We start from the raw sequence: 20395 nt of genomic DNA on the forward strand, positions 1-20395 counted from the left end.
TGGCCGGATGGCCTGTAGGGCCGTCAAGATCCCTGTGAATTCGGCGAGTTGGGCCGCTGCTTCCTCGACTACCAGTGAAGCGCGCGGTGCCCTTGCGTAGTTCACTCGTGGGGGTGGCGAAAGGTGGCGATTCTCGGGTGATGCTCCCCCGGATGGCGGTTGTCGCGTTACGTTCAGCACACGGAACGCAGCGGACCGTCCACATCGGGCGGGTAAGAAGCGGGCAAAGCGGGCGAAGACGAGCGGGGCCTCTGTGCGGGGGCCGGGCGGGATGGGGACGTTCCCATGGCAGAGAAGCAACCGAACGAGAAACTGACCTCGTGGTTCGGCCGGAGCGGCTGGTCCAAGGGTGAGTTGGCCCGCCAGGTGAACCGCAGGGCCCGGCAGATCGGCGCGCACCACGTCAGCACCGACACCTCCAGGGTGCGCCGCTGGCTGGACGGGGAGCAGCCCAGGGAGCCGATCCCGAAGATCATGTCCCAGCTGTTCTCCGAGCGGTTCGGCTCGGTGGTCTCGATCGAGGACCTCGGGCTGCGCACCGCCGTCCCGGTGAGCACCGTGGAGAGCGGCGTCGACCTGCCGTGGAGCGCGCCGCAGACGGTGCAGCTGATCAGCGAGTACTCGCGCAGCGACCTGATGCTCAACCGCCGTGGCTTCCTCGGCACTTCGCTCGCGCTGACCGCGGGCGCCGCGTTGATCGAGCCGATGCAGCGCTGGCTGGCCCCCAACCAGGGCGGCGTGCCGACCCCGATCCTCGCGGCGGCCACCGGCGGTGAGCAGTTCTCCGGCCGACTCTCCGAGCCCGAGCTGCAACTGCTGGAGCAGACCACGGTGATGTTCCGTCAGTGGGACGCGCAGAACGGCGGCGGCCTGCGCCGCAAGGCAGTGGTCGGCCAGCTGCACGAGGTCACCGACCTGCTGCAGGAGAGCTACCCCGAGCAGACCACCAAGCGGCTGTTCCGGCTGACCGCCGAACTCGCCCACCTGGCGGGCTGGATGTCGTACGACGTCGGCATGCACCCGAGCGCGCAGAAGTACTACGTGCTCGCCCTGCACGCGGCCAAGGAGGCGGGGGACCGGCCGTTCGGCGCGCAGATCCTGACCGACATGAGCCGCCAGATGATCCACCTGAACCGGGGCGAGGACGCCCTGGAGCTGATCCACCTGGCCCAGTACGGCAGCCGGGACAGCGCCAGCCCGCGTCAGCAGTCGCTGCTGTTCGCGATGGAGGCCCGGGCCTACTCCACCATCGGCGAGGTCAACCGCTGCGCCCGGGCGGCCCGGCTGGCCGAGGACACCTTCAGTGACTGCGCCCGGGGTGACAACGACCCGGACTGGCTGAAGTTCTTCTCGCTGGCGGAGCTGAACGCGGAGAACGCCCACTCCTACCGGGACTTGGCCTACCACACCACCCGCAGCCCGCTGTACGCCTCGATGTCCGCGCCGGTGATGGAGCGCGCGGTGGACCTGTTCCGGGAGGACCCGGACCACGTCCGCAGCTACGCCTTCAACCTGATCGGCATGTCCAGCGTGCACCTGCTGCAGAACGAGCCGGAGCAGGCCGTGGTGATGGCCAAGCAGGCGGTGGACATCGCCACCCGGGTCCGCTCCGAGCGGCTGAACACCCGGATCAGGAAGACCTCGGCCGCCGCCACGCGGAACTTCAGGGACGTCGCCGAGGTGGGTCAGCTGGCCGACCTGGTGGTGCAGGACATCCCGGAGTTCGTCCCCACCGGCTGATCCCACGTCACGGTTCGGTTTCGGCCAACTCCACCCCGCACCCCGGCCGTGGGGCCGCCAGAGGTCTGTACGCGATCGGGCTCCCCCGCCCCCGCCGCCCCTGGAGCCCCACGGCCGGTGACCGTTCGGGCACCCGGCGTCCGACCGGGCCGTACGGTAACCCATGGTCTGTCATGGCACGGCCGTAGTTCATCTCCTCGTAACGTCGTGGTCCGGCCCGTCACGGCCGCGAAACACCGAGCCGCATCGGCCGAAATCAGCCTTCGGCACTCTCCTCTTCATCGCCGACACTCCAGGTGGCACGGGACAGGGATCCTGCGGGTGGAGCGGCATTCATTCACGAGGAGACGCCGATGCCGGACGGCTTCAGCGCGGGCGATACCGCCTTTGTATTCATCTGTGCGGCCCTGGTCATGGTGATGACACCTGGCCTGGCCTTCTTCTACGGCGGAATGGTCAGGGTCAAGAGCACGCTCAACATGCTGGTCATGAGCTTCATCTCGCTCGCGATCGTCAGCGTGCTCTGGGTGCTCTACGGCTACTCGCTCGCCTTCGGTCCGGACGCGGGTGCCGGCCTGATCGGCAACCTCGACTTCCTGGGCATGCGCGGCATCGGCCTGAACGACATCACCGGCACCATCCCGGTCACCGCGTTCTCCGCCTTCCAGCTGATGTTCGCGATCATCACCCCGGCGCTGATCAGCGGGGCCGTCGCGGACCGCGCCAAGTTCGCCTCCTGGGGCCTGTTCATCGCGCTCTGGGTGACGGTGGTCTACTTCCCGGTCGCGCACTGGGTGTTCTTCTTCGACGGCGGCAACGGTGGCTGGCTCGGCGACCGCAACGGCGTGATCGACTTCGCCGGCGGTACCGCGGTGCACATCAACGCCGGTGCGGCGGGCCTCGCGCTCTGCCTGGTGCTCGGCAAGCGGATCGGCTTCAAGAAGGACCCGATGCGTCCGCACAGCCTGCCGCTGGTGATGCTCGGCTCCGGTCTCCTCTGGTTCGGCTGGTTCGGCTTCAACGCCGGTTCGGCGCTGGCCGCCAACGGTGTCGCGGGCATGGCCTTCATCAACACCCAGGTGGCCACCGCCGCCGCGGTGCTCGGCTGGCTCGCCTACGAGAAGATCCGGCACGGCGCGTTCACCACGCTGGGCGCCGCCTCCGGCGCGGTCGCCGGTCTGGTCGCGATCACCCCGGCCTGTGGTTCGGTCAGCCCGCTCGGCGCCATCGCGATCGGCCTGATCGCCGGTGCGGCCTGCGCCGCCGCGATCAGCCTGAAGTACCGCTGGGGCTTCGACGACTCGCTCGACGTGGTCGGCGTGCACCTGGTCGGCGGTGTGATCGGCTCGCTGCTGATCGGCCTGTTCGCCACCGGCCACGTCGGCCAGACCGCGCAGGGCCTGTTCTACGGCGGCGGGGTCGAGCAGCTCGGCAAGCAGGCGATGGGTGTCGCCGTGGTCGGCGTGTACTCCTTCGTCGTCTCCTGGCTGCTCGGCCAGGCGATCGACAAGACGATCGGCTTCCGGGTCTCCGAGGACGTCGAGGTGTCCGGCATCGACCAGGCCGAACACGCCGAGTCCGCCTACGACTTCAGTGCGGTCGGGGCCAGCCTGGGCCGTACCGCCGTCGCCACCCCCGTCGCTGCCGTCACCGCTGAGAAGAAGGCCGAGGTCGACGCCTGATGAAGCTCATCACCGCAGTCATCAAGCCGCACCGTCTGGACGAGGTCAAGACCGCGCTCCAGGAGCACGGGGTGCACGGCCTGACCGTCACCGAGGCCAGCGGCTACGGCCGGCAGCGCGGCCACACCGAGGTCTACCGGGGCGCGGAGTACACCGTCGACCTGGTGCCCAAGGTCCGGGTCGAGATCCTGGTCGAGGACGACATGGCCGAGGAGGTCATCGAGGTCCTGGTGAAGGCCGCCCGCACCGGCAAGATCGGTGACGGCAAGGTCTGGAGTGTCTCGGTCGACACCGCCGTCCGCGTGCGGACCGGCGAGCGCGGGCCGGACGCGATCTAGCATTCGACGCAAGGTCCTTGGCGGGCCGGTCACCCTCGGGGCGGCCGGTCCGCCGGACGCGTATCCGGAAGTCCCGCAGCACCGACGGACGGGGAACTCGCCGTGAGCAGCACCGACCAGCCCTCCGAGTACGCCGCCGCCCGGACCCGCCTGCTGGCGGAACCCGGCCTGGGCGGCACGGCCCGCCGCACCGCGCTCTCCCGGCTGGCCGACGGCTGGCTCGCGGGCCTGTACGCGGCAGCCGGCGCCCCGTCAGGCACCGCACTGGTGGCGGTCGGTGGCTACGGCCGCGGCGAGCTCTCCCCGCGCAGCGACCTGGACGTGCTGCTGCTGCACACGGGCCCGATCGACCCGGCACTGCCGGAGCGGATCTGGTACCCGGTCTGGGACGGCGGCGCCGCGCTGGACCACGCGGTCCGCACCCCCGCCGAGGCCCGCGCGGTGGCGGCCGAGGACCTCAAGGCCCAGCTCGGCCTGCTGGACGCCCGGCACCTGGCCGGTGACCCGGAACTGACGGCGGAGCTGCGCTCGAACGTCCTGTCGGACTGGCGGGCCACCGCACCGAAGCGGCTCCCCGAACTCCGCCAGTCCTGTCTCGAACGGGCCGAGCGGCACGGCGAGTTGTCGTTCCTGCTGGAGCCCGACCTGAAGGAGGCCAGGGGCGGCCTGCGGGACGTGGTGGCGCTGAACGCGATCGCCGCCAGCTGGCTGGCCGACGCCCCCCGGGACGGTCTGGAGGCGGCCGCCGCCCGGCTCGCCGACGTCCGGGACGCGCTGCACCTGACCACCGGCCGGGCCACCGAACGGCTCACCCTGCAGGAGCAGGACCAGGTGGCCGCCCGGCTCGGCGTGCTGGACGCCGACATCCTGCTCCGGCAGGTGTACGAGGCGGCCCGCACCATCAGCTACGCCGGGGACGTCACCTGGCGGTCCGTCGAACGCGTGCTGGCCGCCCGCACCGGCCGGGGCCGCCGGGTCTCCCGGCTGGCCTTCCCGTTCACCGGCGTCGGCCGGGGCAACGGCGCGGTGGCGCGCGGCGTGGTGGACCGCCGGCCGCTGGCCGAGGGCGTGGTCGAGCAGGACGGCGAGGCGGTGCTCGCCCAGGGCGCCAGGCCCGGGCAGGACCCGGTGCTGGCGCTGCGCGCGGCGGCCGCCGCCGCGCAGGCCGGTCTGACGGTCGGTTACGCCACCGTGCGCCGGCTGGCCACCGAGGCCAGGCCGCTGCCGGTGCCCTGGCCGGACGAGGCCAGGGAGCAGCTGATCACCCTACTGGGCGCGGGCGAGGCGGCCATCCCGGTCTGGGAGGCGTACGAGGCGGAGGGTCTGATCACCCGTCTGCTGCCGGACTGGGAGCGGGTCCGCTGCCGTCCGCAGCGCAACGCGGTGCACCGCTGGACGGTGGACCGGCACCTGATCGAGACCGCGGTGAAGGCCGCCGCGATGACCCGCCGGGTGGCCAGGCCCGACCTGCTGCTGGTGGCCGCGCTGCTGCACGACATCGGCAAGGGCTGGCCCGGGGACCACTCGGAGGCGGGCGAGGTGATCGTCCGGGACGTGGCGGCCCGGATGGGCTTCGACAAGGCCGACACCGACACCCTGGCCCTGCTGGTGCGCCACCACCTGACGCTGGTGGACACCGCGACCCGGCGCGACCCGGACGACCCGGCCACCGTCGACCTGATCACCAAGGTGGTCGGCACCCTGCCGCACCTGGAGCTGCTGCACGCACTGACCGAGGCGGACGCCACCGCCACCGGACCGGCCGCCTGGAGCGGCTGGCGGGCCTCGCTGGTGCGCGGTCTTGCCGAGCGGGCGGCCGAACGGCTGGCCGGCGGCAGCTCGTACCCGGCGGACGCCGAGCCGACCGCCGAGGAGGAGCGGCTCGCGGTGGAGGCAGGACGCACCGGCGGCCCGGCGCTCACCCTGCTCGCGCAGACCCAGCAGGACTCGTTCGCCACCGAGCCGATGGGCGTCGAACTGACCCTGGCGCTGCCCGACCAGCCTGGCCTGCTCGGCACGGTGGCCGGGGTGCTGGCGCTGCACCGGCTGACGGTCCGTTCGGCCGGGCTGCGCGAGCTCGACCCGGTCGGGGCAGGGCCGGTCCTGCTGCTGTCCTGGACGGTGGCGGCGGAGTACGGCGAACTCCCGGAGGGCGCGCGCCTGCGGGCCGACCTGCGCCGGGCGCTGGACGGCTCGCTGGACGTGGCCCGCAAGCTGGCCGAACGGGACGCGGCCGCCCCGCGCCGCCGGGGGATCGCCACGCCGCCGCCGGTGGTCACGGTCGCTCCCGGCGGCGCGTCCAGCACTGCCACCGTGCTGGAGGTCAGGGCGCACGACGCCCCCGGCCTGCTGCACCGGATCGGCCGGGCGCTGGACGCGGCGGGCGTCCGGGTCCGTACCGCGCACGTCTCCACCCTCGGTGCGGACGCGGTGGACGCCTTCTACGTGACCGATCCGGCGGGCCGTCCGCTGTCCGCCGAACGGGCCCGCGAGGTGGCTTCGGCGGTGCAGGCGGCGTTGGGGTAACCGGGTTTCGACCGGGGTGGGGACCGTTGGTGAAGCGGCCGGATACCCTGGGGGCGACGACCGTACCCGTACCGATGCCGCAAGGGACCCGCGACCGACGTGTTCGACACTCTTTCCGATCGCCTCGCAGCGACGTTCAAGAACCTCCGGGGCAAGGGCCGCCTCAGTGAGGCGGACATCGACGCCACCGCCCGTGAGATCCGGATCGCGCTGCTGGAGGCGGATGTCGCCCTCCCGGTGGTCCGGGCCTTCATCAAGCAGGTCAAGGACCGTGCGCTCGGCGTCGAGGTCACCGGCGCGCTGAACCCGGCCCAGCAGGTCGTCAAGATCGTCAACGAGGAGCTCATCAACATCCTCGGTGGCGAGACCCGACGCCTCCGCTACGCCAAGACCGGCCCGACCGTCATCATGCTGGCGGGTCTGCAGGGTGCCGGTAAGACCACCCTGGCGGGCAAGCTCGGCCACTGGCTGAAGAGCCAGAAGCACACCCCGCTGCTGGTCGCCTGCGACCTCCAGCGCCCGAACGCGGTCACCCAGCTCGGCGTGGTGGCCGAGCGCGCGGGCGTCGCGTTCTACGGCCCGCAGCCCGGCAACGGCGTCGGCGACCCGGTACAGGTCGCCCGCGACTCGATCGAGTACGCCAAGCAGAAGCAGTACGACGTGGTCATCGTCGACACCGCGGGCCGCCTGGGTATCGACGCCGAGCTGATGCAGCAGGCCGCGGACATTCGCGCCGCGGTCGACCCGGACGAGGTCCTGTTCGTGGTCGACGCGATGGTCGGCCAGGACGCGGTGGTCACCGCGCAGGCCTTCCTCGAGGGCGTCGACTTCACCGGTGTGGTGCTGTCCAAGCTGGACGGTGACGCCCGCGGTGGTGCCGCGCTGTCGGTCGCGCACGTGACCGGCCGTCAGATCATGTTCGCCTCCAACGGCGAGAAGGTCGACGACTTCGACGCCTTCCACCCGGACCGGATGGCCTCCCGGATCCTCGGCATGGGCGACATGCTGTCGCTGATCGAGAAGGCCGAGCAGACCTTCTCGCAGGCCGAGGCCGAGAAGATGGCCTCCAAGCTGCAGGGTGGCGGCAAGGACTTCACGCTGGACGACTTCCTGTCCCAGCTGGAGCAGGTCCAGAAGATGGGCTCGATCTCCAAGCTGCTCGGCATGCTGCCGGGCATGGGCCAGATCCGGGACCAGATCAACAACATCGACGACAAGGACGTCAACCGGGTCGGCGCGATCATCAAGTCGATGACGCCCGCCGAGCGGACCGAGCCGAAGATCATCAACGGCTCGCGCCGGCTGCGGATCGCCAAGGGCTCGGGTGTCCAGGTCGGCGAGGTCAGCAACCTGGTCGAGCGGTTCTTCGAGGCCCGCAAGATGATGGCCGCGATGGCCTCCGGCAAGGGCATCCCCGGCATGCCGGGTATCCCGGGCATGGGTGGCGGCGGCAAGAAGGCGCTGAAGAAGGCCCCGGCCGCCAAGGGCAAGCGCAAGTCCGGCAACCCGCTGAAGCGGGCCCAGGAGGAGGCGGCCGCCGCCGAGCGCAAGGCGCTCGGTCCGGGTGCCCCGGCCGCACCCGCCGAGGGCGGCGCCGGTGGTGCGTTCGGCCTCGGCGCGGGCAAGGGCCCGGCCGACTTCCAGCTGCCCAAGGAGTTCAAGGACCTGCTCTGAGCGGTCCACGCCCGACGGCCCGTCACCCCGACCGGGGTGGCGGGCCGTCGCGCTGTTCCCGGCATGTTCGATGATGGAGGGGTGCGAGTGACGATTCGACCCCCGATGACAGCCGACGCCGGACCGTACGCCGAGGCGGTGCGCCGCTCCGCCGAGCACGTCGGGCGGTGGAACCCCGTCGAACCGGACGGCCTGCCCGAACTGCTGGAGCGTCAGGGCCCAGGGCTGCGGACCTTCCTGATCGCCGACCTGGCCACCGGCGGCCTGGTCGGCAAGTGCAACGTGGCCAACATCGTGATGGGCCGGTTCTGCAACGCCGCCCTCGGCTACGACTCCTACCTGCCGTACGCCGGAACCGGGCGGATGACCGAGGGCATGCGGCTGGTGGTGGACCGCTGTTTCGGGCCGCAGACCGACGGCGGGCTCGGGCTGCACCGGCTGGAGATCAACGTCCAGCCGGAGAACGAGCGCTCCATCGCACTGGCCCGCCGGCTGGGCTTCCGGCACGAGGGCTTCACCCCCCGGATGCTGTTCCTGGACGGCGCCTGGCGCGACCACGAGCGGTTCGCCCTGACGGCGGACGAGTGGCCGGGGGCCGCGACCGGCCGTTGAGCAGTGCGGTCGGCGGCGCGTTCCGAGGGCGGCGTTGCGGCTTGGTCGGCCTGACCGTATGTCCGTACTGTCCGATGGGTGAGTAATCCCGTACCGCCTCGTCAGACTCCCGACCAGCCCTGGCGGTCCGAGGGAGCGCCGCCACCGCCACCGCCGCGCCGGAAGATGCCCGGCGGCTGGATCGGACTGGTGCTCACCGCGCTGGCCGTCTTCCTGATCGCCGAAGCGCTGCTGAACTACTTCGGCGGCGGGGTGAGCACCACGGTCTCGTACACCGAGTTCAACAGTCAGCTCGGCAAGGGCAACGTCACCAAGATCTACTCCAAGGGCGACGCGATCGAGGGCACCCTGAAGGCCGCCGCCCCCAAACCGGACGGCGGCCGCGGGGACTACACCGAGTTCACCACCCAGCGCCCGGCCTTCGCCGACGACCAGCTCTGGACCACCCTCCAGCAGCAGAACGTCACCGTCACCGCCGAGCCCGTGGTCCAGCAGCGCAGCTTCCTGGCCAACCTGCTGCTCTCGCTCGCCCCGATGCTGGTGCTGGTGCTGATCTGGGTGCTGGTGGCCCGGAAGATGGCCGGTGGGATGGGCGGTGCGGGCTTCGGCAGGAAGGGCCCGCCGAAGCCGGTCGTCCCCGAGGACGGCAGGCGCACCACCTTCGCCGACGTGGCCGGCATCGACGAGGTCGAGGCCGAACTCGCCGAGGTGGTCGACTTCCTGAAGAACCCGCAGGAGTACCGCAAGCTCGGCGCCAAGATGCCGCGCGGTGTCCTGCTGGCCGGGCCGCCCGGCACCGGCAAGACCCTGCTGGCGCGGGCCGTGGCCGGCGAGGCCGACGTGCCGTTCTTCTCCGCCTCGGCCTCCGAGTTCATCGAGATGATCGTCGGCGTCGGCGCCGGCCGGGTCCGCGAGCTCTTCGCCGAGGCCAGGAAGGTGGCGCCCGCGATCATCTTCATCGACGAGATCGACACCATCGGCCGCCAGCGCGGCGGCGGCGGGGGGATGGGCGGCCATGACGAGCGGGAGCAGACGCTCAATCAGATCCTCACCGAGATGGACGGCTTCTCCGGCTCCGAGGGCGTGATCGTGATCGCGGCCACCAACCGGGCCGAGGTGCTCGACCAGGCGCTGCTGCGCCCCGGCCGCTTCGACCGCCGGATCACCGTCAGCCCGCCGGACCGGGAGGGCCGGACCGCCATCCTGGCGATCCACAGCCGGGCCGTCCCGCTCACGCCCGAGGTCGACCTGCGCCAGGTCGCCAAGGTCACCCCCGGGATGACCGGCGCCGACCTGGCCAACCTGGTCAACGAGGCAGCCCTGCTCGCGGTCAAGCGCAAGCAGGAGCAGGTCAACCCGGCCGACCTCTCGGACGCCCTGGAGAAGGTCCAACTGGGTGCCGTCCGCCCGCTGGTGATGCCGCAGGAGGAGCGCGAACGCACCGCCTTCCACGAGAGCGGGCACGCACTGCTCGGCATGCTCCAGCCGGGCGCCGACCCGGTCCGCAAGATCACCATCGTGCCGCGCGGCCGGGCCCTCGGCGTCACGCTCTCCACCCCCGACACCGACCGGTACTCCTACACCGAGCCCTATCTGCGCGGCCGGATCATCGGCGCACTCGGCGGGATGGCCGCCGAACAGGTGGTCTACGGCGTGGTCACCACCGGCGCGGAGAGCGACCTGGAGCAGGTCACCAACATCGCCCGGGGCATGGCAGGACGCTGGGGCATGAGCGAGCGGGTCGGCCGACTCACCGCCGTACCCAACGACACCCAGGGCGCGTACGGGCTGTCGGCCGCCCCGACCACGCTGGACGCGGTGGACGAGGAGGCCCGGCGGATCGTCGCGGAGTGCTACGACGACGCGGTCCGGCTGCTGAAGGAGCACCGGCCGCAGCTGGACGCGCTGGCCGGCGCGCTGCTGGAGGCGGAGACGCTGGACGAGGAGGCGGCGTACCGGGCGGCGGGGGTCGACCGGAAGGCGCTCGACCTGGCCTGAGGCCCGACCTGGCCTGAGCCTCGGCCTGGTGTGCGTTGCGGGGATCGTGGGGCGCGTCCGATGCCGGGCGCGCCCCTTGGCGTCGGTACGCGCTCAGTTCACCCGGTCGCCGACCACGTAGCGGAACACGTTGACCATCCGGACCGAGGCGTCCGGACGGACGAACGGGTGCAGCGCCTCCTCCAGCTCCTTCACCACCAGGGCCGACCCGGCCGCCGTCACGGCCGGGTCGAACAGGCCGGTGGAGAGCATTCCGCGGACCGCGCTGTCCAGATCGGCGTAGGCGAACGGGCAGGTCACCCGGCCGCCACCGGCCGGCCGGAGCCCGGCCGCGCCGAGCAGCTCCTCCAGTCGCCCGGGCGCGCCGAGCGCGAAGGGATCACGGACGGGCGTACGCCCCGCCTGCCGCAGCGCCACCTCGAGTACGGCCGCGCTCTCGCAGCGCTCCGGCGGTCCCCAGGAGGCCAGCACCAGCTGACCGCCCGTCAGGGTCCGCCGGGCGGCGGCGGCCACCAGCCGGGTGGGCGAGGGGGTGGTCTGCAACTGCTCGAAAACTGTGACCAGGGAGTGGGCCGAGTGGGCGACGGACTCCGCCGTCCGGGGAGCCTCCTGCACCTGCAGCCGACGACCCTGCGCCAGCTCGCGCAGCTCGGTGTCCGACTCCAGTCCGGCCACCTGGGCACCCCGTTCGGCGGCCAGCAGCAGAGCCAGCCCCGACCTGCAGCCGAGGCCCAGCACGGACGTCGCCGGACCGACCTCCAACCGCTCGTAGACGGCCTGGTAGAGCGGGACGAGCATCCGCTCCTGGATCTCCGCCCAGTCCCTGGCCCGACTGTGTGGGCCGGTACAGACGGGTGTGCGGGATCGCTCCGAGGTCGTGCCGGTCACCTGCGCCGAAGCCATCGCGGCCTCCATCCGGTCCTTGGGTTCTTGCTGCCAACGCGCCCCCCAGAGTCCCGCCCCGAGACCAGCGAACAGCGCCCGGGCTCCGGCGTCCAGAGGTGTGCCGGGTGGTGTCCGCGCGCCGGGCCGGTGCGCCCCCAGCGCCCCCCGCTGGAACGGATTCACAGTCGGGGACCTCGGCCACGTACCATCTGCCCCATGGCTAAGGCACCCGTTCTCACTCCTCAGGCGGACGACTTCCCGCGCTGGTACCAGGACCTCATCAACAAGGCCGAGCTGGCCGACAACGGTCCGGTTCGCGGCACCATGGTCATCCGCCCGTACGGCTACGGCCTGTGGGAGCGGATGCAGCAGGAGATGGACGCACGCATCAAGAAGGCAGGCGCGCAGAACGCCTACTTCCCGATGTTCATCCCGCAGTCCTACCTGACCAAGGAGGCGGAGCACGTCGAGGGCTTCGCCCCCGAGCTCGCCGTGGTCACCCACGGCGGCGGCAAGGAGCTCGACGAGCCGGTCGTGGTCCGGCCGACCTCCGAGACGATCATCAACGAGTACTTCTCCAAGTGGGTGCAGAGCCACCGCGACCTGCCCCTGCTGATCAACCAGTGGGCCAACGTGGTCCGCTGGGAGCTGCGTCCCCGGGTCTTCCTGCGCACCACCGAGTTCCTCTGGCAGGAGGGCCACACGGCCCACGCCACCTACGAGGACGCGCGGGCGTACGCCTCGATGATCCACACCGCCGTCTACGGCGACTTCATGACCAACGTGCTGGGCATCGACGTGGTGCTCGGCCGCAAGACCGCGAAGGAGCGCTTCGCGGGCGCCATCAACACCCTCACCCTCGAGGCCATGATGGGTGACGGCAAGGCGCTGCAGATGGGCACCAGCCACGAGCTGGGCCAGAACTTCGCCAAGGCCTTCAACACCACGTACCAGCTGCAGGGCGCCGAGCGTGAGTTCGTCTGGCAGACCTCCTGGGGCGTCTCCACCCGGATGGTCGGCGGCCTGATCATGTCGCACGGCGACGACAACGGGCTGCGGGTGCCGCCGCGACTGGCCGCCGTGCAGGCCGTGGTGCTCGCCATCAAGGGCGACGACGCGGTGCTGGCCAAGGTCCGCGAGATCGGCGCCCAGCTGGAGGCGGCCGGCATCCGGGTCGTGGTCGACGACAAGACCGACACCCCGTTCGGCCGCCGCGCGGTGGACTGGGAGCTCAAGGGCGTACCGCTGCGGATCGAGGTCGGCCCGCGCGACCTGGAGAACGGCACCGCGATGCTGGTCCGTCGCATCCTTGACCGGAACAGCCCCGGTGGCAAGGAGCCGGTCTCGATCGACGGCCTGGCCGCCCTGCTGCCCGGCATCCTCGAGGAGGACCAGGCGCTGCTGCTCCGTCAGTCCCGCGAGCGCCGGATCTCCCGCACCGTCGAGGTCAAGAACCTGGACGAGGCCGTCGAGGCCGCCGCCACCGGCTGGGGCCGGATGTCCTGGGCCGAGCTCGGCCCGGCCGGCGAGGCCAAGCTGGCCGAGCAGGGTGTGTCGGTCCGCTGCATCGTCGCCGCCGACGGCTCGGTGCCGCTGACGGACGATCAGGAAGGCAACATCGCGATCGTGGCTCGCGCTTACTGATCGCGATCCGATGGGTGTTTACCTGACCGGCGCTTACCGATCGCGATCGGTTCGGTCTTTGTGAGTCATCGAGCACGACTAATGCGGTGCGATTGTTGTACCGCTGACTGACTGTCTGGTGAGACTACTGACCGGTCAACTCCCGGTCGTGCTGAACTAGCGGTACGGTGTACGGCCCGTGGCCCTGTCAATTTCGACGCTGCCACGGGCCGTTCGTCTAAGGGGGCAACCGTCCCCGTGGCGATAGCCGAGAGCCTGGCGAGGTTCGCCGGGCCCAAAGTTGCAGGGGGTTGGTCTTGCGTCAGATACGGGCAGCGCAATTCACGCGCGACAGCGCATTCCTGGGAGTTCGCTGGGAATTCCCGGAGAACAGGAACTCGCGGAACATCGGCGCTCACTGCATCGTTGGTCTAGCGTGAGCACGACACAGCCTCTCGTCCTCGCGGCCGAACTGGCCGCCGCCTGGAGTGACATCCAGGCCCATCACCAGGACCTTCCCGACCTCGCCTCGCCTGAGGCCCTGATCGGCGAGTCCTCCTCCGCCTGCGGCAGCCAGCTCGGCTTCGAGCGACTGCTGCACGAAGCCGCTCACGGCCTGGCCGCGGCCCGCGACATCCGTGACACCTCACGGGCCGGGCGCTACCACAACCGGCGTTTCCTGCTGCTCGCCTCCGAGCTCGGTCTGGCGCACCCGGTCGAGCCGCACGCCAGCAGCGGCTTCTCCCAGGTGACCATGCTGATGGAGACTCAGGAGCGGTACTCGGGAACGATCGAGCGGCTCGACCGCGCGCTCGGCGCACACCAGCTCGCCGTCAACGGCGAAGGTGGACACCGCGCGTTCCGCGGCCCGGCGGCTCGGCACGGTTCCTCCGGTGGCGGTGTCCGGGTCAAGGCGATCTGTGGGTGTGGGCGCAACGTCCGGGTGGTGCCGTCGGTGCTCGCTCAGGCGTCGATCGTCTGCGGTGCCTGTCAGCAGCCGTTCCGGATCGCGTGACCGTAGTTCCGTCCCGCTTTCCTGCCGGCGCCAGTGCCGGTGCCGGTGTCCCGTCCTGTTCCTGCCGTCCGTCGCCAGCGGGCTGTGCCGCACGTTCTGCATCACCTGTAGTGCTGAGACTCGGCTCAACCGGGGGCGGGGGCCCTCGGTCGGGCCGACCGGCGCGGTGTGGCAGAATGGACAGCTGAGTACTCGGCAGCCGAGCAGGACCCCTCTCTCCTACGGCTGGCGTGTCCCTTGAACGGCCGCCCTCGCAACCCCACGCGGTGGCAGCGGCTGTTCACCCACGTCAACACCAGGAGAACCCACTCCCGTGGCAGTCAAGATCAAGCTCAAGCGTCTCGGCAAGATTCGCGCCCCGCACTACCGCATCGTCGTCGCGGACTCGCGCACCAAGCGTGACGGTCGCGCCATCGAGGAGATCGGCATCTACCAGCCGACCTACAACCCCTCGAAGATCGAGGTCGACACCGACCGCGCCCAGTACTGGCTGTCCGTCGGCGCCCAGCCGACCGAGCCGGTCCTCGCCATCCTGAAGCTCACCGGTGACTGGCAGAAGTTCAAGGGCCTGCCGGCCCCGGCCCCGCTGCTGGTGGCCGAGCCCAAGGTCGAGGACTTCTCGCACCTGTTCGCGAAGGCCGTCGCCGGCTTCGAGGACAGCACCACCGGTGTTGCCATCACCCCGAAGGCCAAGAAGGCGGACAAGGCCGAGGCTGAGGCCGACGCCGCTTCCACCGAGGCCTGAGCGTGATCGAGGACGCCCTCGACCACTTGGTCAAGGGCATCGTCGAGCACCCCGACGAGGTGCAGGTGCGTTCGCGCAACCTGCGTCGGGGCAACACCATCGAGGTGCGCGTGCACCCCGATGACCTCGGCAAGGTGATCGGCCGGGGCGGCCGAACGGCTCGCGCTCTGCGCACCGTGGTCGGCGCCCTCGGCGGTCGCAACGTCCGGGTCGACCTGGTCGACGTGGACAGCATTCGCTGACGCTCGACCGTCAGGTTTCTGGGACCGGCCGGGACGCATGTCGTCCCGGCCGGTCCTTCTGCATTTCCGGGCCGGACGGTGCTGGTTTCCCCGGGCTTTGCCGGGGTGTCGCCTGCGCTGCTCTTCGTTTCCCGTCCTGCTCGGCTCTCTCGCCATTCACCGTCTTTCGGCTCACCGGACCCAACGCATCGCCGGTACAGATTCAGGAGAACGATCACCGTGCAGCTCGTCGTCGGCAAGATCGGCCGTGCCCACGGCATCAGGGGGGACGTCAGTGTCGAGGTCCGTACCGACGAACCCGAACTGCGGCTCGGGCCCGGCGCGGTCCTGCTCACCGACCCGGCCACGGTCGGCCCGCTGACCATCGAGTCGGGCAAGGTGCACAGCGGCCGGCTGCTGCTGCGCTTCGCGGGGGTGAACGACCGCAACGCCGCCGAGGCGCTGCGCGGCACCATGCTGATCGCGGAGATCGACCCGGAGGATCGGCCGGACGATCCCGAGGAGTTCTACGACCACCAGCTGATCGGCCTGGACGTGGTGCTGCTCGACGGCACCCTGGTGGGCGAACTCAGCGAGGTGGTCCACCTGCCGTACCAGGACCTGCTGACCGTCACCCGGCCGGACGGGACCGAGGTGCTGGTGCCGTTCGTCACCCGGATCGTGCCGACCATCGACCTGGAGAACCAGCGGGCCGTCATCGACCCGCCGCCCGGGCTGATCGACCCGGCGGAGGCTGTGGTGGTCCGCTCGGACGATGCGGATGACGCGGATGATGTTGCTGGTTCTGAGGGTGCGGCCGGCACCGCGGCCGACGACGCGTCAGACGAGGGCGGTGCGCGCGGGTGAGTGAGATGCGGATCGACGTCGTCACGATCTTTCCGGAGTACCTGGAGCCGCTGAACGTCTCGCTGGTCGGCAAGGCCAGGGCCCGCGGCCAGCTCGACGTGCACCTGCACGATCTGCGCTCGTGGACCACGGACATTCATCGCACGGTCGACGACACCCCGTACGGCGGGGGCCCCGGCATGGTGATGAAGCCGGAGCCGTGGGGGGCGGCGCTGGACGCGGTGCTCGCCGGGGGGCCGGAGGGCGAGGTCCCGACCCTGGTGGTGCCGACGCCGAGCGGGCGGCCGTTCACGCAGGAACTGGCCCAGGAACTGGCCGGACGGCCGTGGCTGGCCTTCGCTCCCGCGCGGTACGAGGGAATCGACCGCCGGGTGATCGAGGAGGCCGCCACCCGGATGCCGGTGGTCGAGGCTTCGATCGGCGACTACGTGCTGGCCGGTGGCGAGGTCGCGGTGCTGGTGATGGTCGAGGCGATCGCCCGGCTGCTGCCCGGTGTGCTCGGCAACGCCGAGTCGCACCGGGACGACTCCTTCGCCCCTGGCGCGATGGCGGATCTGCTGGAGGGGCCGGTCTACACGAAGCCGGCCGAGTGGCGTGGGCGCGAGGTGCCGGAGGTGCTGCTCAGCGGTCACCACGGCAAGATCGCCCGCTGGCGACGGGAGCAGGCGTTCGCCCGGACCTTGGCCAACCGGCCGGACCTGGTCGAGCGCTGGGAGCTCGGCGCCTTCGACAAGAGGGAGCGCGAGGCGCTCAGCATCCTGGGGCTTGCCTGGGACGAGAGCCTCGGCCGATTTCGGTCTCTGGCGGAAGCTGTGGAAGAATAGGCGACTGTTGTCTGCCGTCGGACTTCCCTTGTGGAAGTCGGTGGAGCGTTGCCCCCGCCACGGGGGGACCATCGCGAACCGAAGCGGCCCGCAGCACACCCCATTGTGACGAACTTCCGTGGGCGGCCCGTGGCGCCTGCGATGGAGAGCAAAATGAGCAACAAGCTCGCTGCTGTCGACGTGGCTTCGCTGCGCGACGACATCCCGGCCTTCCGCGCTGGTGACACCCTGAAGGTTCACGTCCGGGTCATCGAGGGCAGCCGCTCCCGTGTCCAGGTCTTCCAGGGCGTCGTCATCCGCCGCCACGGCGCCGGCATCGGTGAGACCTTCACCGTTCGCAAGGTGTCCTTCAACGTCGGCGTGGAGCGCACCTTCCCGGTGCACACCCCGGTCGTCGAGAAGATCGAGGTCGTGACCCGCGGTGCGGTTCGCCGCGCCAAGCTGTACTACCTGCGTGACCTCCGCGGCAAGGCCGCGAAGATCAAGGAGAAGCGCGACCGCTGATCCGCTGACCCCGGCCCTGGCCAGGGGTTCAGTACGCTCGGGTCGGGTGGAGTCCCTTCGGGATAGGCTCTGCCCCGATGAGCACGCAAGAACCAGTCGCGGACCGCGACGGCAGCGCCGCACCTTCGGGTGCGGACGGACTGGAGGGTGGCGCCAGTGCAGCTCCTGGAGGCGACGTCGGAACCTCCGCCGGACCCGCTGAACCAGACCGGTCCGCCGATAGCGCTGAAGCGGCTGAGGGATCAGGAGAGGCGGGGGGAACCGACGAAAGCGGCTCCGAGCTTCCGAGACGGTGGTCCGCACGTGACCTCCTACGGATCGTCGCGGTCTGCGTCCTGACGCTGATGCTGGTCAACGCGTTCGTCGCCCGGCCGTTCGCGGTGCCGTCCGCCTCGATGGAGAACACACTGCGACCGGGGGACCGGTTGGTGGTGAACCAGCTCGCCTATGCATTCGGCGGGCACGTCCGCCGGGGCGAGGTGGTGGTCTTTGACGGAACGGGCTCCTTCCTGCCTTACGCGGAGGAGACGCCGGCTGTGCGACGCTTCCTGTCGGCCGTGGGGCTCGGTTCCGGGAACGGCTCGGTGTACGTGAAGCGTGTGGTCGGCATCGGGGGTGACCGGGTGACGTGCTGTGGGGCGGATGGGCGGCTCAAGGTCAACGGGGTGCCGTTGGATGAGTCGGCCTACCTCTACCCGGGTGACGCTCCCTCAGCGGTGCGGTTCGACGTGGTGGTCCCGGCCGGGAAGCTCTGGGTGATGGGGGATCACCGGAGCGATTCCCGGGACTCGCGGGATCATCTGGGAGAGCCGGGCGGTGGGTTCGTGCCCGAGAAGAGGGTGATTGGGCGGGCGGACTGGGTTGTCTTCCCGATCGGCCGCTGGACGTCGTTGGACCGGCCCGTGAGCTTCGCTGCGGTGGAGGGGATGGGTGGCCATGGGGGACAGAGGTAGAGCCAGGACCGCCACCACCCCGACGGCTGTCGATGACCAGGCCGCTGTCCTGGTGACGCCGGTCGGACCGACGGGGACGGGAGTGACGGCCCCTCCGGCCCGAGGCCGCGCGGAGCGGCGAAGGTCCGCCCGTCGGGCCGCTCGGCGTAGGCGCCGGTCGTTGCTTCGCGAGATTCCGCTGATAGCCGTGGCTGCGTTGCTGATCGCCCTGGTGCTCAAGACTTTTGCGGTTCAGGTCTTCGTGATCCCCTCGCCGTCGATGGAGCAGACCATCCTGATCGGCGACCGGGTGCTGGTGGACAAGCTGACGCCGTGGTTCGGCAGCCAGCCGAGCCGGGGCGAGATCGTGGTCTTCAAGGACCCGGGCGGCTGGCTCGAGCCGGTCCACAAGTCCGAGCAGGACAACTTCGCGCTGCGAGGTGCCAAGCAGGCACTCTCCTACGTCGGGTTGATGCCGTCGGACGATGAGCAGGATCTGATCAAGCGCGTGATCGGTGTGCCCGGCGACACCATTGAGTGCTGTGACGCCAACGGCCGACTGACAGTCAACGGCACACCACTGGAGGAGCCTTACCTCGCGCCAGGGAACGTGCCGTCGAAGCAGCCGTTCAAAGTCACTGTCCCGGCAGGGCGGTTGTGGGTGATGGGGGATCACCGGGATCTCTCCGCCGACTCCCGTTACCACCTGACCGAGGCCGGCCAGGGCACTATTCCGATGGACAACGTGGTGGGCCGCGCGTTCGTGATCGCCTGGCCGGTTCAGCGAATCGGTCAACTCGGTGTTCCCGCCTCCCTGTCGGCGCTTCCTGTGCGGACCGAGGCGTTCGGGCGTAGCGTTCCGGGGGCGAGTGGATACCCGAGCGAGTCTGATCGGGCTAAATCGCCTGGAACTCAACCGGATCTTGCAGAACCTCCGCTCGTTATGGGTGTGTTGGGCGTCATCCCGCTCCTCGTGCGGCCCAGGCGCGCGCGAGTGCGGCGCGCGCCGCCCGTCGGCTGATTCGCCCGTCCTGCCGTGTGGGAGCACGGGCGTCGTGGCCTGGAGTGGTAGAGAAGTGCTGGAGTGCTCGGTGTACGGTCCGATCGCCTCCGGAGGCTGTGCTGGTGTGCCGGTATCAGATCGCCCTGTGACGGGCAGAGCTGATGCGGGCTGACGGTCGGTCACAGAACGTGGTGCCCGCTGTGCGGCACTGTGAGCGCGGGCGCGCAGGCGTCCGCACAGCAGGGAGGAGATGTTGTGGGGGATCTGGTGATCGGTGCCCGTTCCGGGGGCCCTGAGCCCGAGGGCGAAGGCGCTGAGCAGTTGGACGGCTCCGACCGGTCCGCGGACGCCGCTTCGGCGGCCTCGGCCGATGACGAGGCAGGGAGTTCCAAGAAGAAGAAGCCAAAGCAGCGTTCCTTCTGGAAGGAACTTCCGATCCTGGTCGGAATCGCGCTGATTCTGGCTCTCGTGATCAAGACCTTCTTCGTCCAGGCGTTCTCCATCCCCTCGGGATCGATGCAGAACACCCTGCAGATCGGCGACCGGGTGCTGGTCGACAAGCTGACGCCCTGGTTCGGCGCCGAGCCCGAGCGCGGCGAGGTCGTGGTCTTCCACGACCCGGGCGGCTGGCTGAGCGACGAGCCGGCCCAGCAGAGCGACAACGCCTTTGTCCGCGGCGTGCAGGACGTACTCAGCTTTGTCGGGCTGATGCCTTCGGCGAACGAGAAGGACCTGATCAAGCGGGTTATCGCGGTCGGCGGGGACACGGTCGAATGCCAGGGCAGTGGGCCGGTCAAGGTGAACGGGATCGCGCTCGACGAGCCGTACATCTTCCCCGGCAACACCCCGTGCGGGGACAAGCCGTTCGGGCCGGTCCAGGTGCCGGACAACCGGATCTGGGTGATGGGCGACCATCGGGCCGACTCGCTCGACTCGCGGTTCCACCAGGACCAGCCCGGTGGCGGCACCGTGCCCGTGGACAACGTGGTGGGACGGGCCTTCGTGGTGGCCTGGCCGATCAGCAACTGGGCGACGCTGCCGGTGCCGGACACCTTCGACCAGAAGGGGCTTGCGGCTGCAGCACTGCCCTACGCGCCGCCCGCGGCCGGTGCGGCGATCGCACTGCCTGCGGTCTGGTGGCTGCGGCGTTACCGCCGCTGACCTCTCCGGCTGCTGCCGATGAGGTGAAGCAGGGTCTTGCGCGGG

The 20395-nt window shown here is 70.5% G+C and carries 18 protein-coding genes; 17 read left to right on the forward strand and 1 reads right to left on the reverse strand.

All coding sequences use genetic code 11. The features are described from left to right. Positions 1-285 precede the first annotated feature (285 nt). The 7 genes from ASC99_RS15205 (at position 286) to ftsH (ending at position 10570) form a co-directional block, all read left to right on the forward strand. The gene (locus tag ASC99_RS15205) at positions 286-1740 is read left to right on the forward strand and encodes a hypothetical protein (RefSeq protein WP_057232296.1); all 1455 of its coding nucleotides are present in this window, start codon (positions 286-288) and stop codon (positions 1738-1740) included. A 353-nt stretch (positions 1741-2093) separates the two neighbouring features. Then, positions 2094-3422, forward strand: a complete 1329-nt coding sequence (locus ASC99_RS15210) for an ammonium transporter (RefSeq protein ID WP_057232298.1) — start codon at positions 2094-2096, stop codon at positions 3420-3422. Beyond that, a complete protein-coding gene (locus tag ASC99_RS15215) occupies positions 3422-3760 on the forward strand; it encodes a P-II family nitrogen regulator (protein WP_057232299.1) in 339 nt (112 codons plus the stop codon). The genes ASC99_RS15210 and ASC99_RS15215 overlap by 1 nt, the downstream gene beginning before the upstream one ends. A 102-nt stretch (positions 3761-3862) precedes the next feature. Then, entirely contained in the window at positions 3863-6286 is a 2424-nt protein-coding gene (locus ASC99_RS15220) for a [protein-PII] uridylyltransferase (protein WP_057232302.1), read from the forward strand. 99 nt (positions 6287-6385) lie between these two features. Next, the gene (gene ffh / locus ASC99_RS15225; protein ID WP_057232304.1) at positions 6386-7960 is read left to right on the forward strand and encodes a signal recognition particle protein; all 1575 of its coding nucleotides are present in this window, start codon (positions 6386-6388) and stop codon (positions 7958-7960) included. A gap of 63 nt (positions 7961-8023) precedes the next feature. Then, positions 8024-8572 carry a GNAT family N-acetyltransferase gene (locus tag ASC99_RS15230; RefSeq protein WP_057232306.1) on the forward strand — a complete coding sequence of 183 codons (549 nt, stop codon included), beginning with the start codon at positions 8024-8026 and terminating at the stop codon, positions 8570-8572. A gap of 78 nt (positions 8573-8650) precedes the next feature. Next, entirely contained in the window at positions 8651-10570 is a 1920-nt protein-coding gene (ftsH, locus tag ASC99_RS15235) for an ATP-dependent zinc metalloprotease FtsH (protein WP_057232308.1), read from the forward strand. Between the two features lie 93 nt (positions 10571-10663). On the opposite strand, the gene ASC99_RS15240 is transcribed toward ftsH, so the two are convergent. Further along, on the reverse strand, positions 10664-11473 hold the full coding sequence (locus tag ASC99_RS15240) for a class I SAM-dependent methyltransferase (RefSeq protein ID WP_235502622.1): 810 nt from the start codon (positions 11471-11473) through the stop codon (positions 10664-10666). Between the two features lie 198 nt (positions 11474-11671). Between ASC99_RS15240 and proS the strand changes: the two genes are divergently transcribed. The 10 genes from proS to lepB (ASC99_RS15290) all read left to right on the forward strand — a co-directional run bounded on the left by proS (position 11672) and on the right by lepB (ASC99_RS15290) (position 20350). After that, on the forward strand, positions 11672-13099 hold the full coding sequence (gene proS, locus ASC99_RS15245) for a proline--tRNA ligase (RefSeq protein ID WP_057232309.1): 1428 nt from the start codon (positions 11672-11674) through the stop codon (positions 13097-13099). Between the two features lie 415 nt (positions 13100-13514). Continuing rightward, positions 13515-14093, forward strand: a complete 579-nt coding sequence (locus ASC99_RS15250; RefSeq protein WP_057232311.1) for a hypothetical protein — start codon at positions 13515-13517, stop codon at positions 14091-14093. A 313-nt stretch (positions 14094-14406) separates the two neighbouring features. After that, positions 14407-14838 carry a 30S ribosomal protein S16 gene (gene rpsP, locus ASC99_RS15255; protein WP_057232313.1) on the forward strand — a complete coding sequence of 144 codons (432 nt, stop codon included), beginning with the start codon at positions 14407-14409 and terminating at the stop codon, positions 14836-14838. 2 nt (positions 14839-14840) lie between these two features. Beyond that, the gene (locus tag ASC99_RS15260; protein WP_030306741.1) at positions 14841-15080 is read left to right on the forward strand and encodes an RNA-binding protein; all 240 of its coding nucleotides are present in this window, start codon (positions 14841-14843) and stop codon (positions 15078-15080) included. 219 nt (positions 15081-15299) lie between these two features. Beyond that, positions 15300-15926 (forward strand): ribosome maturation factor RimM, encoded by a 627-nt coding sequence (rimM, locus tag ASC99_RS15265; RefSeq protein WP_057232315.1) that lies wholly within the window; start codon positions 15300-15302, stop codon positions 15924-15926. 5 nt (positions 15927-15931) lie between these two features. Continuing rightward, the gene (gene trmD, locus ASC99_RS15270) at positions 15932-16750 is read left to right on the forward strand and encodes a tRNA (guanosine(37)-N1)-methyltransferase TrmD (RefSeq protein WP_057232317.1); all 819 of its coding nucleotides are present in this window, start codon (positions 15932-15934) and stop codon (positions 16748-16750) included. 153 nt (positions 16751-16903) lie between these two features. Continuing rightward, positions 16904-17254: a 50S ribosomal protein L19 gene (gene rplS / locus ASC99_RS15275; protein WP_057232319.1), complete on the forward strand. Its 351-nt coding sequence runs from the start codon at positions 16904-16906 to the stop codon at positions 17252-17254. Between the two features lie 317 nt (positions 17255-17571). Further along, positions 17572-18207 (forward strand): signal peptidase I, encoded by a 636-nt coding sequence (gene lepB / locus ASC99_RS15280; protein ID WP_255359810.1) that lies wholly within the window; start codon positions 17572-17574, stop codon positions 18205-18207. 187 nt (positions 18208-18394) lie between these two features. Next, a complete protein-coding gene (gene lepB / locus ASC99_RS15285) occupies positions 18395-19207 on the forward strand; it encodes a signal peptidase I (RefSeq protein ID WP_057232323.1) in 813 nt (270 codons plus the stop codon). A 237-nt stretch (positions 19208-19444) separates the two neighbouring features. Beyond that, positions 19445-20350, forward strand: a complete 906-nt coding sequence (gene lepB / locus ASC99_RS15290; RefSeq protein WP_157531553.1) for a signal peptidase I — start codon at positions 19445-19447, stop codon at positions 20348-20350. Positions 20351-20395 lie beyond the last annotated feature (45 nt).

This window comes from Kitasatospora sp. Root107 (assembly GCF_001424875.1).
Taxonomy (GTDB): domain Bacteria; phylum Actinomycetota; class Actinomycetes; order Streptomycetales; family Streptomycetaceae; genus Kitasatospora.